A 15,743-nucleotide genomic window follows, 5' to 3' on the forward strand; every position below is an offset into this window, starting at 1 on the left:
TCCGCGCCGGTGCGGACGACTTGGGCGGGGCCGTCGGCGTCGGCGGGGAAGACGGTGCGCAGCGATTCGTGCCGATCGATCACGTCGCGCACGGCCGCGCGCAATGCCGCGAGGTCCAACGCGCCGGTGAGCCGGATCGTGATCGGGATGTGATAGACCGCCGAATCCGGATCGAGTCGGTGCAGCAGCCACATCCGGGTCTGTGCCAGAGACAACGGGATCCGCTCCGGCCGTTCACGGGGAACGAGCGCGGGCCGGGTGGCGTCCGTCGGTTCCGATCCCGCCACTCGCAGGGCGAGTCCGGCCACGGTCGGCGCTTCGAACACCTCGCGCACCGTCAGCGCGCACCCGAAGGCCGCGTTGACCCGGGCGACCAGCCGCATGGCCAGCAGCGAGTTGCCGCCGCGGGCGAAGAAGTCGTCGTCCGCGCCGATCCGCGCCGCGCCGGTCAGGTCGGCGACCAGGGTGGCGAGCACCGCCTCGGTCCCCTCCCGCGGTGCGCGGAAGTCTCCCGTGGCGCCGGTGAACTCGACGGCGGGCAGCGCCGACCGATCGAGCTTGCCCACCGTGGTCAGTGGCATCTGGCCGAGCACGACGATGTGGGCGGGCACCATGTACGCGGGCAGTTGTGCTCGCGCCTCGTCGAGCACCACATCGGGCGTCGGGTCGGCTCCGGTGACGTAACCGACGAGGCATTCCTGTCCCGCGTTGTCGCGAGCCACGAGCACCGCCGCGTTGGTCACGCCGGTCGCGGCGGCGAGGACGGCCTCGACCTCGCCCAGCTCGATCCGCTGGCCACGCAGCTTGACCTGCGAATCGTTGCGGCCCAGATACACCAGATCGCCGTCGCGGTTCCAGCGCACCAGGTCGCCGGTCCGGTACATCATGCGGCCGGGCACGCCGAACGGATCGGCGACGAACCGCTCGGCGGTCAGTCCGGGGCGGGCGTGATAGCCGCGCGCCAGCTGGTCGCCCGCGAGATACAGCTCGCCCGTGACGCCGATCGGCACCGGGCGCAACCGGTCGTCCAGCACGTAGGCCCTGGTGTTCCAGCACGGACGGCCGATGGCGACGTCCCGCCCGGATTCGGCGTCGCTGTCGGTGAATTCGTGGTAGATCGCCGAGATCGCCGCCTCGGTCGGGCCGTAGGCGTTGTGCACCGCGCCGTCGAAGCTGCCGCGCAGCGCGGCGAGCAGGTCCGGGGTGAGCGCCTCGCCGCCGCAGTGCAGATGCCGGAACGACCGCAGCGCGTCGCCCATGCCCTCTCCGATCAGCGCGGCCAGCACCGAGGGCACGTACTCCGCGATGGTGATCCGGTGTTCGCGCAGCAGATCCGCGAAGTAGGCCAGGTCCAGGTGCCCGCCGGGCCGGGCGATCACCAGCGGCGCGCCGACGGCGATCGGCAGGAAACATTCCCACACCGACACGTCGAAGGTCAGCGGGGCCCGTTGCAGAATGCGGTCGGACGCCGTGACCTGGTAACGGAATTCCAGCCAGCGCAGCTGGTTCATGATCGCGCGGTGGGTCACCGCGACGCCCTTCGGCCGGCCCGTGGAGCCGGAGGTGAACAGCACGTAGGCCGTGTTGTCCGGGCGCAGCGCGGTGATCCGCTCGGCGTCGGCCACCGGTCCGTCGGCGAAGTCATCGAGGTCGAGAGCGTCGAGCTCGAGCACGGGGACACCGTCGAGCGGGTGCAGCGTCACGTCACCGGCGGTCAGCACCAACCGGGGCTCCGCGCTCGCGACGACCTGCGCCAGGCGTTCGGCCGGATGCGCCGGATCGATCGGCAGATACGCCGCGCCCGCGCGCACGATCGCGTACATCGCCACGAGCATGTCGATCGAGCGCGCCGCGGCCAGGCCGACGATGTCCTCCGGGCCCACACCTGTCCGGATCAGCCTGCGGGCCAGACGGTTCACACGAGAGGCGAACTCCGCGTAAGTCACCGCTTCGTTCTGATAACGCACGCCGACACGGTCGGGCGTGGCCGCGACGCGGGCGGTGAGCAGGTCGTCCAGCGTCTCGGCGGGCAACGGGTGCGCGGTGGCGTTGCGATCCGACAGCAGCAGGCCGCGTTCGGCCAACGACATCAGCTCGAGCGTGCCGCCCCTGGTGCGGGCGTCGCGCACCAGGGCGCGCAGCACGCGGTCGAAGGCGGCGAGGAACCCGGCGGCGGTCGGTTCGTCGAACAGGTCGAGCGCGTAGTGCAGGTGCACGTCGATGCCGTCGGGCGCGCCGTCGGCGGCGTAGCGGTCGGTCAGCGTCCAGTCCAGGTCGAGCTGGATCGGCGCCGCGCCGATCTCCAGCGCCGCGATGGCCAGCCGGTGCAGCCGGAACTCCGGCGCGGTCTGGTTCTGCAGGGTCAGCGCGACCTGGTACAGCGGGGCGTGCGCCTGTGAGCGAACCGGGTTCACCACCTCGACCAACTGCTCGAACGGCACCGCGGCGTGATCGAAGGCGGCCAGGTCGGCCGCGCGCACGGTCTCCAGCAACTCGGCCAGAGTCGCGTCCGGGCGAACCTCGGTGCGCAGCACCAGCGTGTTGACGAACATGCCGACCAGCTCGTCCAGCGCTTCCTCGCCGCGCCCGGCGACCGGCGCGCCGATCACGACGTCCCGGCCCGCGCCGTAGCGGCTCAACAGCACGGCCAGCGCGGTGTGCAGCACCATGAACGGGGTCGCCCGGTGCGCGGCGGCCAGTTCCTGGATCTGCTCGTGCAGTGCGGCGTCCAGCCGTCCGGTCAGCGCGCCGCCCCGGTTGGTGGCGACCGCGGGGCGGGGCCGGTCGGACGGGAGTGTCAGCACCTCCGGCAGCCCGGCCAGCCGGTCGGTCCAGTAGGACAGTTGGCGTGCCAGCACCGAGTCCGGGTCGGCGGCGGAACCCAGCGCGGTGCGCTGCCAGATCGCGAAGTCGGCGTACTGCACCGGCAACGCTCCCGGCGCGGGAGCCGTGTCCGCGCACCGCGCGACGTAAGCGTTGGCCAAATCCCGGGTGAGCGGCGCGAACGACCAACCGTCGGCGGCGATGTGGTGCACGACGAACAGCAGGACGTGCGCCTGGTGGCTGCCGGCTGCGCCGTCGTCCTCCACGCGCAGCAGGCGCACGCGCAGCGGAACCTCGGCGGTCACGTCGAACCCGGCTCGCGCGGCGGCGGCGACGAGTTCGGGCACCTGCGGCGCGGGAACCGGCCGTGCGACCAGCTCGACCAGCTTCGTCCCCGCGGGCAGTACCAGCTGCGTCGCACCGCCGTCCTGCTCGGGGTAGATCGTGCGCAAGGTTTCGTGCCGGGCGATCACGTCGGCGATCGCCGCCTCCAGGGCCGGCACGTTCAGCGCTCCGGTGAGGCGCAGCGCGAACGGGATGTTGTACGCGCCGCTGGTGGTGTCGAACCGGTTCAGGAACCACATGCGCTGCTGGGCGATCGACAGCGGGATCGACCCGCCGCGCTCCTGCGGCGTGAGCGGCGGCAGCGCGACGGGCCCGGTCTCGGCCGGAGCGTCGACCGTGATCCGCCGCGCCAGCGCCCGCACCGTGGGCGCGTCGAAGATCGTGCGCACCGCCACTTCCCCGCCGGTGGCTTTGCCCAGCCGCGCGGCGAGCTGGGTGGCGCTGAGCGAATTGCCGCCCAGGGCGAAGAAATCGTCCTCGGCGCCGACCTCGTCCACCCCGAGCAGAGCCGTGAATGTCTCGGCGACGAGTTCTTCCGCCGCGCCGCTCGGCGCCTCGAACACCACGCCGGCGATCACGGGCGCGGGCAGCGCCGATCGGTCCAGCTTCCCGGACGCGTTCACCGGGAACCGGTCCAGCACCACGAACGCCTGCGGCACCATGTAGCCCGGAAGCCGTTGGGCCACCGCGTCACGCACCGCCGCGATCTCGACCGGTCCGTCCGTAACCAAATAGGCGACCAGGCGCTCGCCCACGCCGCGATCGTCCCGGACCAGCACGGCGGCCTGGGTCACGGCGGGCGTCGCCGCGAGCAGCACCGACTCGATCTCGCCGAGTTCGACGCGCAAGCCGCGGATCTTGACCTGGAAGTCGGCGCGGCCGAGGAACTCCAGCTCTCCCGAAGCGTTCCACCGCACCAAGTCGCCGGTGCGGTACATCCGTTCACCGGGCGGGCCGAACGGGTCGGCGACGAACCGGTCGCCGGTGCGGCCGGGGCGGTCCAGATAGCCCCGCGCCAGTTGCACGCCCGCGAGATACAACTCCCCCGGCACACCCGCAGGCACCGGGCGCAGCCGCGCGTCGAGCACATACGTTCTGGTGTTCCAGATCGGTTCGCCTATCGGCACGGTCTCGAAATCGGTGTCGCGCACCTCGTGGAAGGTCACCTCCACCGCGGCCTCCGTGGGGCCGTAGCCGTTGTGCACCCGCGCGCCGGTGAGTTCGCGCATCCGCTGGGCCACGCCGACGGGTAGCGCCTCGCCGGAGCAGAACACCTCACGCAGCGACGGCACGTCGAACTCGCCCGCGACGAAGACGGCCAGCATGGACGGCACGAAGTGCGCCGCGGTGACGCCCTCGGCGCGGATGAGGCGGGCCAGATACGCCGGGTCGCGATGCCCGTCCGGCCGCGCCAGCACCATGCGCGCGCCGACCTGCAACGGCCAGAAGAACTCCGGCACCGAGACGTCGAAGGTGGCGGGCGTCTTCTGCAACAGCACATCACCCGGCCCGAGCGCGGCGTACGCGGACTGCATCCAGCACAACCGGTTCACGATGCCGCGGTGACTCATCGCGACACCCTTCGGCTTGCCCGTGGAACCCGAGGTGAACAGCACGTAGGCGGTGTTCGCCGGGCGCAGCGGAGCGCGCCGGTCGGCGTCGGTGAGCGGGGTGTCCGGGTAAACGGACAGGTCCAGCCGGTCGATCCGCGTCTCGGGCACGCCGCAGTTCAGGTCCGCGCCGGCGGTCAGTACGCACACCGGAGCGGCGGTGGCCAGGATGTGGGCGGTGCGTTCGGCGGGGTGGTCGGGATCGAGTGGCACGTACCCGCCGCCCGCGACGGTGACCGCGTACATGCCCACCACCAGGTCGAGGGATCGGCGCATACCGAGCGCCACCAGCGTTTCCGGGCCGACGCCCTGGGTGACGAGCCACCGCGCCAGCCGGTTGACCCGCCGGCCGAATTCCGAATACGTGAGCGTCGCGGAGCGACTCGTCGAGGGGTGGTGGTCGGGCGTCTCCTCGAAGGTGACCGCGGGCGCGTCCGGTGTGCGTTCGACTTGCGCGGCGAACAGCGAGGCGAGCGTGTCGGATTCGGGGAACGGGCGCTCGGTGGCATTCCACACCCGCAACACCCGTGTGCGTTCGGCGTCCGAAAGCAGTTCGATGTCACCGATCCGCGCACCGGCGTCGACCGCGACGGCGGCCAGCATCCGCTGGAAGCGGTCGGCGAACGACTCGACGGTCGCGGCGTCGAACAGATCGGTCGCGTAGCGCAGGGTGCCCGACAGTCCCGCCGAATCCGCGCGCTCCGCCACCACCAAGTGCAGGTCGAATTTCGCTCCGTTGTCGGGGATCTCGACCGGGTGCACCGACAGCCACGGCACCTCCATGGCTTTCCCGCCGAATGCGGGCGTCGCGGTCTCGAAGCTGAACATCACCTGGAACAGCGGATGCGTGCCCGCGGAGCGATCCACCGCCATGACGTCCACCAGGCGCTCGAACGGCAGGTCGGCGTTGGCGAACGCGGCCAGATCGGCCTCGCGCACCTCGCTCAGCAGCGCGGCGAACGAGGCGTCGGCGGCTACTCGGGTGCGCAACGCCAGGGTGTTGACGAACATGCCGACGAGTGCGTCCAGCGCCCGCTCTCCGCGTCCGCCGACGGGCGAGCCGATCACGATGTCGGCGCTGCCGCTCAACCGGGCCAGGGTGGCGGCGAAGGCCGCGTGCAGCGTCATGAACAACGTCGCGCCGCCGCGCCGGGCCAGCGCGCGCAAGCCGGCGACGACCTCGGGCTCGATCAGGAAATCGACGCCCGCTCCCTCGTGCGAGGGGATCGCGGGCCGTGGATGATCGACCGGGAGGGGCAGTTGCGGCGGCGCGCCGGTCAGCACGTCGCGCCAGAAGCGCAGCTGCTGGTAGGCGAGATCCCCGGGGACGTCCTCGGCGCCGAGCAGTTCCCGATGCCAGAGGCTGTAGTCGGCGTACTGCACCGCCAGCGGCTCCCAGCCCGGCCCCCGGCCGGTCAGGCGCGCGAGATAGGCCCCGACCAGGTCGGTGACCAGCGGGACCATCGACAAGGCGTCGGCGGCGATGTGGTGCACGACGAACACCAGCACGTATTCGTCGCCGGTGACGCCGCGCGCCTCGTCGACCCGGTCCACCGCGAGCAGCGCGACCCGGCACGGCAACTCGGCGGTCACGTCGAACCCGGCGCCGACAATGCCTGCCACGGCGTCCTCCAGCGCGGAGCGGTCGATCGGCACCGGATGCAGGCTCAGGCCGATATCGGCGGCGTCGCGAACGGATTGGCGGGGCCCGTCGTCGGTTTCGGGGAAGGTGGTGCGCAGCGTCTCGTGCCGGGCGAGCACGTCGAGTACGGCGCGCTCCAGCGCCGTCACGTCGAGGCGGCCGGTCAGCCGCAGCACGATCGGCAAATTGTACACGCTGTCGGCGCCGTCCTGGCTCTCGACGCGGTTGAGGAACCACAGGCGCTGCTGTGCGGGCGAGAGCGGCACCCGCTCGGGCCGTGGACGGCGGACCAGCGGGAGTCGCGGCGCCCCGGCGGCGCCGAGCCGCTCGACGGCGGCGGCGAAGCCCTCCACCGTGGGCGCGTCGAACAGCGCGCGCACCGGAACGCGTACTCCCATCGCCTCACCCGTGCGGGCGCTGACCTGAGTGGCGTCCAGCGAGCTACCGCCGAGAGCGAAGAAATCGTCGTCCAGCCCGGCCCGCTCGACCCGCAGCACCTCCGCGACCACCGCGGCGACCAGACGTTGCGCGGCGCTCACCGGCGGACGGAAGCGCTCGGCCGCGAGCACCGGGATCGGCAGGGCGGAGCGATCGAGCTTGCCGCTGGTGTTGCGGGGGAATTCGTTCAGCTCGACCACTGCGGTCGGCACCAGGTAGTTGGGAAGACGCTGAGCGACGGACGATTTCACCGCGTCGAGGTCGAGCGTCGCACCCGGCGCTGCGATCACATAGCCCGCCAGGAACTCTCCCGCCGGTCCGGTGACCAGCCGCGCCGCGGCCTGGCCGACCCCGGCCGCCGCAAGCAGCGCTGTCTCGATTTCGGCGAGTTCGACGCGCCGACCGCGGAACTTCACCTGGAAGTCGCTGCGGCCCAGATAGATCAGCTCGCCGTCACGGCTCCAGCGCACCAGGTCGCCGGTGCGGTACATGCGGGCGCCCGGCGCGCCGAAGGGATTGGCGACGAAGCGATCGGCGGTGAGGTCGACGCGGCCGTGGTAGCCGCGCGCCAGCTGCGCTCCCGCGAGGTACAGCTCGCCCTGCACGCCGATCGGCGCTGGCCGTAACCGTCCGTCCAGCACGTATACCTGCGAGTTCCACTCCGGCTCGCCGATCGGCACTTGCGGCGAGTCCACCTCGGTGACCTCGCGGCTGGTGATGGACACCGCCGCCTCGGTGGGGCCGTAGAGGTTGTGCAGGCCCGCGTCGCACACCTGCCGGAACGCGGCGGCGGTCTCCGGCGGCAGCGCCTCGCCGATGACGAACACGTCACGCAGCGAGTCGAGTTCGCCCGGCGCGGCGTGCGCGGCGAACACCGCGAGCATCGATGGCACGAAGTCGGTGAGTGTGACGCCATAGCGGGCGACGGTCTCGGCGAGATAGCGCGGATCGCGATGTCCGTCCGGTGCGGCCAGCACCATGGTCGCGCCCGCTCGTAACGGCAGGAAGTAGCCCCACAGCGAGACGTCGAAGGTGCTCGCGGTCTTCTGCAAGTAGACATCGCCGGTGCGCGGACGGTACTCCGCGTGCATCCAGGCCAGTTGGTTGGCGATCGCCTGGTGACTGACCGCCACGCCCTTCGGCTTTCCGGTGGACCCGGAAGTGAAGATCACGTAGGCGGGATGCTGCGGGTGCAGCGCGCCGTGGCGTTCGCGGTCGCCGATCTTGCCGGAGGGGTAGGCGGAAAGATCGAGTTCATCCAGCTGATACACCGGAACGGAGACCGGCGCGGCCGCGTCGAAACCGCTATCGCTCATGGTCAGGACGGCCTGCGGTCGCGCGGTGTCGAGGATGTGGCCGATGCGTTCGGCGGGATGCCCTGGGTCCACCGGGACGTACGCGCCGCCCGCCCGCGCCACCGCGTACATGGCGACGACCAGTTCCACCGAGCGCGGCAGGGCCAGCACGACCAGCGCTTCCGGGCCGACGCCGATCCCGATCAGCATCCTGGCCAGCCGGTCGGCGCGGTCGGACAGCTCGGCGTAGGTCAGCCGCTCGCCGTCGGTGACCACCGCGACGGCATCCGGGGTACGGCGCACCTGCGCGTCGAAACCCTCGTGCAGGAACCGGTCGGGCACTCGGTGCCCGCTGGCGTTCCAGCTCGCGGTGACGTAATCCAGCTCGCCCGCGTCGAGCAGCGGGAGATCCCCGACCGGCGCGTCCGGGTCGTCCACCGCCGCACGCAACAGCCGGACGAACTTCGCGGCGAACTCTCGCACCGTCGCGGCGTCGAACAGGTCGGTGGCGTAGGTGAATTCGGCGCGGTAGCTGTCGGCGAGTTCGGACACCGTGAGCTGGAGGTCGAACTTCGCGAAACCGGAGTCGAAGTCGACCTGCTCGGTGTCGAGACCGGGCATGGTCAGCGCGATCGGCCCGATGTTCTGCATGAACAGCGCGACCTGGAACAGCGGATGCCGGGCGGCCGAACGCGCCGGGTTCAGCGCCTCCACCAACTGCTCGAACGGGATGTCGGCGTGCGCGAAGGCGCGCAGGTCGCGGTCGGCGGCGTGCGCCACCAAGTCGGCGAAACCGCGCGCGGCGTCCACTTCGGTGCGCAGCACGAGGGTGTTGACGAACATGCCGACCAGGTCATCGAGAACGGCCTCGCCCCGGCCGGCGACCGGTGTGCCGATAGCGATGTCCTCGGTACCGGACAACCGGGCCAGCAGGGCGGCCAGCGCCGCGTGCAGCACCATGAACGGCGTCGCGCGAACGCGTGCCGCGATCGTCTCGACGCCGGAGCGCAGCGCGGCGTCGACGGCGAACTCGTAGGTGGCGCCCTGGTACGAGGGCGCGGCAGGACGCGGCCGATCGGCGGGCAGATCCAATTGCGCGGGCAGCTCGACCAATTCGGCGCGCCAGAAGGCGAGCTGGCGCGCTGCCACGGACTCCGCGTCGGTCTCCGCACCGAGGACCCGTCGCTGCCACAGCGCGTAGTCCGCGTACTGCACGGCCAGCGGAGTCCACTCCGGCCCGCGGCCGTCGCGCCGCGCGGCATAGGCCGCGGCCAGATCGCGCATCAGGGGCACGAGCGAGACGCCGTCGGCCGCGATGTGGTGGACGACGAGCACGAGCGTGTGGTCCTCGAATTCGCAGCGCAGCAGGCGCACCCGCACCGGGATCTCCTCCGCCACGTCGAAGCCCTGGCTCGCCACCCGGCGGATCGCCGCGGCCAACCGCTCCCGCGGCACTTCGGCGGGCGTCAGGTCGAACACCGCGTGTACGCGTCGCACCGACTGCGCAGGCCCCTCGGCGGTCTGCGGATACACGGTGCGCAGCACTTCGTGCCTGGCCACCAGATCGGTGATCGCCGCCGATAGCGCGGCGACGTCCAGCGGGCCGCGCAAGCGCAGCGCCACCGGGATGTTGTCCACGGCGGCGGCGCCCAGCTCGCGGGCCTGATCGGTGTCGGCGCCGAACCGGTTGAGGAACCACATGCGCCGCTGGGCGGGCGAGAGCGGAACATGCTCCGGGCGCGGACCGGCCACCAGCGGCGGACGCGCCGCGACCGGATGCGCCGACGCGGCCACCGCGGCCACGGTGGGACGATCGAAGAAATCGCGCACGTCCACGGTCGCGCCGATGGCCGCGGCGATCCGGGCGATAGCGCGGGTGGCGAGCAGCGAATTGCCGCCCAGCGCGAAGAAGTCGTCATCCGCGCCCACGCGCGGCACGTCGAGCAGCTCGGCGAAAATCGCGGCGACCGCCGTCTCCGCCGCGGTCTCCGGCGTCCGATAAGCCGTTGTCCCGGAATCGAATCGCGGCTCGGGAAGCGCTCTGCGGTCCAGCTTGCCGTTCGCGTTCAACGGCATCGCCGCCAGCGCGACGAGCAGCGTCGGCACCATGTAGTCGGGCAGCTCGCGGCGGACGGAGTCCAGTACCTCGGCGGTCTCGACCGCGTCGCCGACCACGTAGCCGATCAGATGATCGCCGCTCGCGTGCCGGTGCAGCACCACCGCCGCCTGGGTGACGCGCGGGTGGCGCAGCAGCGCCGCCTCGATTTCGCCGAGTTCGATCCGCAGGCCGCGCAACTTCACCTGGAAGTCCGTGCGGCCCAAATACTCCAGTTCCTCCGGCCCGCCCTCCACCCCGGGCGCCCAGCGCACCAGGTCGCCGGTGCGGTACATCCGCTCCCCGGCCGGTCCCTCGGGGTTCGCCACGAATCGCTCGGCGGTCAGGCCCGGCCGGGCGACATAACCGCGGGCCAATTGCACGCCTGCCAGGTACAACTCACCGACGACGCCGCGCGCCACCGGACGCAGGCTGTCGTCGAGCACCAGCAACTCGGTGTCGTCGGCGGCGACGCCGATCGGCACGCCCGCCACGTCCGCGCCGGTCACCTCGTGCGCGGTGACGTCGACCGCCGCCTCGGTGGGCCCGTACAGGTTGTGCAGCGTCGCCCCGCAGACGTCGCGGAAGGCCGCGGCGGTGGCGGCCGCAAGCGCCTCACCCGAGGCGAAGACCAGCCGCAGCGAGTCCACCGCGACCGGCTCGGCGACGAAGACCGCGAGCATGGACGGCACGAAATGCGCCACCGTGACACCGCTTTCGGCGATCACGCGCGCCAAGTACGCCGGGTCCCGATGACCGTCCGGCTCCGCGACGACCAGCCGGGCGCCGACCTGCAACGGCCAGAAGAACTCCCACACCGACACGTCGAAGGTGAACGGCGTCTTCTGCAACACCACGTCGTCGGCGCGCAGCCGGTACATCCGTTGCCGCCAGCGCAGATTCGCCACGATCGCGCGGTGCGAGACGGCGACGCCCTTCGGCATGCCGGTCGAGCCGGACGTGAAGATCACGTAGGCGAGGTCGTCGGCCGACCGGGCGACCGCGGGCGCATCCGGCGTGGGCGAGCCCGCGAATTCGTCGATCCGCAGCGTCGCGACCGCACCGCCGAAGTCGGGCTCGTCGCGCGTGGTGGTCAGCACGAGCGCCGGCTCGGCGACCGCGAGCACATAGCCGATGCGGTCGGCCGGATGATCCGGGTCGATCGGCAGGTACGCGCCGCCCGCACGCAGGATCGCGTACATGCCGACCAGCAGGTCGATCGAGCGCCGCACGGCCAAGCCCACCAGCGAGTTCCGCCGCACGCCGAGTTCGACCAAGCGGTGGGCCAGCGCGTTGACCCGGCCGTCGAATTCCGCATAGGTGAGGGTGATTCCCGCGTATTCGACGGCGATCGCGTCCGGAGTCCGCCACACCTGCTCCTCGAACAGGCTCACCAATGTCTCGACCGGCGCGGTGGTGGTCGCCGGGAGATCCGGCGCGGCCGCGAGCGCGTCGTCGAGCAGCGCGTCCAGCACCGCGCCGAGCGCGCCGTCACCGGATTCCAGCAGCGCGGGCAGTCGACCGGAGACCACCACCGGAACCAGCGCCTCCGCGCCCACCTCCGCGCCCATGACTTCGGACAGGGCCGCGAGTTCGTCGGCCAGCGCCGCGTAGGTGACGGTGAGCTGCCCGTGCCGCAACGCCACGCGCTGCGGGTCCAGCCCGGCGACAATCGCGATGAGACCGGGCAGGTCGTCGATGCCGTAGCCGCGGCGCACGGCGTCTGCGTGGGTCATCAGCGGTTTCCTTCCGAATCGATGGCCGCCGCCGAGTCGGCGAGCAGCGCCTCGGCGGTGGCGGGCAGGGTCCGCAGCAAGGCCGCAAGACCGCTGCCGCCGAGTGCGGCGAGCAGGCCGGGCACCAGCCCGGCGAGCGAGACATGGATCAGGGCTTCGGGTTTGGCCGCCGGGCCCATCGCCTTGGCGACGGACGCGAGCTTCGCGTCGAGCTCGCCGAAGGAGACCAGCCGATCGCCGTGCTCGAACGCGGTGGCGGCGGGGACGGCCCGTGCCGTCCGGGCGATCAGCGCGGGCAGGTCCGCCACCGACGCGGTGGGCCGGGGCAGCCGTTCGGCCGCGGAACGGATGTCGATCGCGCGAAGGGCCGCCGCCGGATCCGCGGCCACCGCCTCCAGCACCCGCAGCAAGCGGTCACCGAACGCGTGCGCCGTCGGTTCGTCGAAGAGGTCGGTCGCGTAGCCGACGCGCAGTTCCATACCGGCGCGCGCACCGTCGGCGGCGAACTGCTCCAGCACGGTCACCTGGAGGTCGAACTTCGCCTCCGCCGACGTCAGGTCGATCGCCTCGACCGCGAGGCCGGGCAGTTCCACCTCCGCCCGCGGCAAGTTCTGGAAGGTGAGCAGTACTTGAAACAGCGGCGCGTACGAGCCCGAACGGGTGACGCCCAGCGCCTCGACCACCTGATCGAACGGGACGTCGGCGTGCGAGAACGCCGCCAGATCCCGCCGGGTGACCTGGCGCAGCAGCTCGCCGAAACTCGCACGGGGATCGACCTCGGTGCGCAACGCCACGGTGTTGACGAACATGCCGACCAGCTCGTCCAGCTCGCGGACGCCGCGCCCGGCGACCGGCACGCCGACCGTGACCTCCCCCGCGCCGGACAGTTTCGCCAGCAGCACCGCGAGCGCGCTGTGCACCAGGGTGAACAGTGTGCCGCCGTGTTCGCGGGCCAGTCGCTCCAGGCGGACGGTGCGCTCGGCGTCGATCTCCCGGCTAACGCTTGCCCCCTGCATGGTTCGCCTGGCCGGTCGCTGTCGATCGGTGGGCAGGGCGAGCAGTTCCGGCGCACCGGTCAATTCGGTGCGCCAGAAGGCGAGTTGGCGCGCCAGCAGGCTGTCGGGGTCGGCGCCGTCGCCGAGCAGCTCGTGCTGCCAGGCGCTGTAGTCGCGGTAACGGATCGCGGGCGGGGCCCAGTCCGGCGCGTGTCCGGTGGATCTGGCCAGATAGGCGCGCACCAGGTCGGCGGTCAACGGTGCGATCGAGTATCCATCCGCACCGATGTGGTGCAGCACGACCACCAGGACGTGTTCGTCGGCGGCGGGGGTGAACAGGGCGGCGCGCACCGGCGGCGCGGAAGCGAGATCGAAGGCGGGGGACACGAATTCCGCTATCCGCGTGTCCAGTTCCGATCGGTCCACCGGAATCGGTGTCAGGTCGACCGGCGACGCGGGCACGACCTCCTGGACAGGTCCGTCCCCGGTGTCCGGGTACCTGGTGCGCAGCGTCTCGTGCCGGTCGAGCACATCGCCGAGCGCCGCCGCCAGCGCCGCCGCATCCAGCCGGCCGCGCAGCCGCAGCGCCGTGGGAATGTGATAGGCCGACGAGTCCGGTGTGAGCCGGTCGAGCACCCAGATGCGCTGCTGCGCGGGCGCGGGCGGCACCGGCCCTGCATCGGCGCGACGGACCAAAGCGGGCCGGGCCATGCCGCGCTCGGTGGCCGCGATGCGTTCGGCGAGTGCGGCGGGCGTCGGGGCTTCGAACACCGCGGCCACCGCGACATGACCGCCGAGTGCCGCGCCGAGCCGGGCCGCGAGCCGGGTGGCCATCAGGGAGTTGCCGCCCCTGGCGAAGAAGTCGTCGTCCACGCTCACCGCGTCCACGCCGATGACCTCCGCGAACGCGTCCGCGACCAGTCGCTCCAACGCACCGGACGGCGCGCGGAAGGCCGTCTCGGCGAACAGCGGCTCGGGCAGCGCCGAACGATCGATCTTGCCGTTGGCCGTGAGCGGCAGCGCCGCCAGCACGACGACGGCGGCGGGCGTCATGTATGCGGGCAGTCGCGCGGCCACCGCGGCGCGCAGCGACACGGCCAGGTCGGCGTACGTGACCGGATCCGCCTCCGGCACCGCGGCATACGCGATGAGCCGTGTTCCCGCGCGGTCGTCGGCCTTCGCCACCGCGACGGCCGCGGCCACCCCGGGTTGCCGCAGCAGCGCGGCCTCCACCTCGCCGAGCTCGATGCGGAAGCCGCCGATCTGCACCTGGAAGTCGGCGCGCTCGAGGTATTCCAGGGTGCCGTCGGGACGCCAGCGCACGATGTCGCCGGTGCGGTACATCCGCTCGCCGGCCGCCGCACCGAGTTCGACCGCGAACGGATCGGCCACGAAGCGGTCGGCGGTCAGCGCCGGACGGCGCTGGTAGCCGCGCGCCAGCTGCGCGCCCGCGAGGTACAGCTCGCCGGGCACTCCGATCGGCGCGGGCCGCAAGCGCCCGTCCAGCACGTAGACCCGGCTGTTCCAGGCGGGCGACCCGATCGGGACGGTGTGCTCCGGCTGAGTGTCGAGCGTGAACGCGGTGATCGACACCGCCGTCTCCGTGGGGCCGTAGAGGTTGTCCAGCGCGGTTCCGCTATGACGGCACAGGAAGTCCACGGCGGTGGCCGACGGCAGCGCCTCGCCGATGGCCAGCACGTGACGCAGGGTCTCCGGCAGCGCGGCGCCCGGCTCGGCCGCCAGCAGCATGCCGATCAGGGCGGGCACCGCGTGCAGCACGGTGACGCCGTGGCGGCGCAGCAACGCGCGCAGCAGGTCCGGGTCACGTTCGGCGCCGGGCGCGGTGACGATCAGCGAACCGCCGGTGACCAGCGCGGACCAGAACTCCCACACCGACAGATCGAAGGTCGCGGGCGTCTTCAGCAGCACGCGATCGTTCGCGCCGAGGCCGTATCTGTCCGCCAGCCAGACGAGCTGATTGACGATCGCGGCGTGCGGAACCGTCACGCCCTTGGGCACGCCCGTGGAGCCGGAGGTGAAGACGACGTACGCCGGATGCTCGGGACGCAGCGGACCAACCCGGTCCGCGTCGGTGATCGCCGTCGCGGCGAGCCCGGCGACGTCGAGCCGATCGATTTCCATGACCGTGCAGTCGATTTCGAACGGGAACCCGTCGCGTGAGGTGGTCAGGACCACGACCGGCGCCGCGGTGGCCACGATGTGGGCGATCCGCTCGGCCGGGTGGTCCGGATCGATGGGCACATAAGCGCCGCCCGCCCGCACCACGGCGTACATCGCGACCACCAGTTCGAGCGAGCGGCGCATCGCCAGCACGACCGTCGACTCCGGTCCGACACCGGACGCGATGAGCCTGCGCGCCAACCGGTTCACCCGTTCGTCGAACTCGGCGTAGCGCAGCTCTTCGCCGGTCGTCGCGTCCACCAGCGCGACCGCATGCGGGCTGCGCGCGGTCTGCGCGTCGAACAGATCCGCCAGCGTGGCCCGCGGGACCGGCCGCCGGGTCCGGTTCCATTCGGCGAGCACCTGCGATCGGTCGGTCCCGAGCAGGTCGATGTCGCCCACCGGCAGTTCCGGCCGCGCCGCGATCGTTTCCAGCACCCGGCGCAGTTGGGCGGCGAACCGGAACGCCGTCGCGCGCTCGAACAGATCGGTGGCGTAGCCGAGGGACAGCTCGATGCCGTCGGGCGCGCCGTCGGCGTCGTAGGCGTCCACCGCGAACAGGTGCAGGTCGAATTGCGCTACG

At 72.0% G+C, this 15,743-nt stretch carries 2 protein-coding genes (both cut by a window edge); both read right to left on the minus strand.

What is annotated here, in order from left to right; all coding sequences use genetic code 11:
• Positions 1-11,984: the beginning of a non-ribosomal peptide synthase/polyketide synthase gene (locus ACWEH3_RS05855; protein ID WP_452358275.1), read on the minus strand. The gene continues 13,252 nt to the left of window position 1, outside the view; the window shows 11,984 of its 25,236 coding nt (coding positions 1-11,984); it begins with the start codon at positions 11,982-11,984; its stop codon lies off the left edge, out of view.
• Positions 11,984-15,743, minus strand: the end of a protein-coding gene (locus ACWEH3_RS05860) for a non-ribosomal peptide synthase/polyketide synthase (RefSeq protein WP_452358276.1). Its footprint extends 14,027 nt past the window's final position; the window shows 3,760 of its 17,787 coding nt (coding positions 14,028-17,787); its start codon lies off the right edge, out of view; the stop codon is at positions 11,984-11,986. The genes ACWEH3_RS05855 and ACWEH3_RS05860 overlap by 1 nt, the downstream gene beginning before the upstream one ends.

Source organism: Nocardia sp. NPDC004718 (assembly GCF_053601535.1).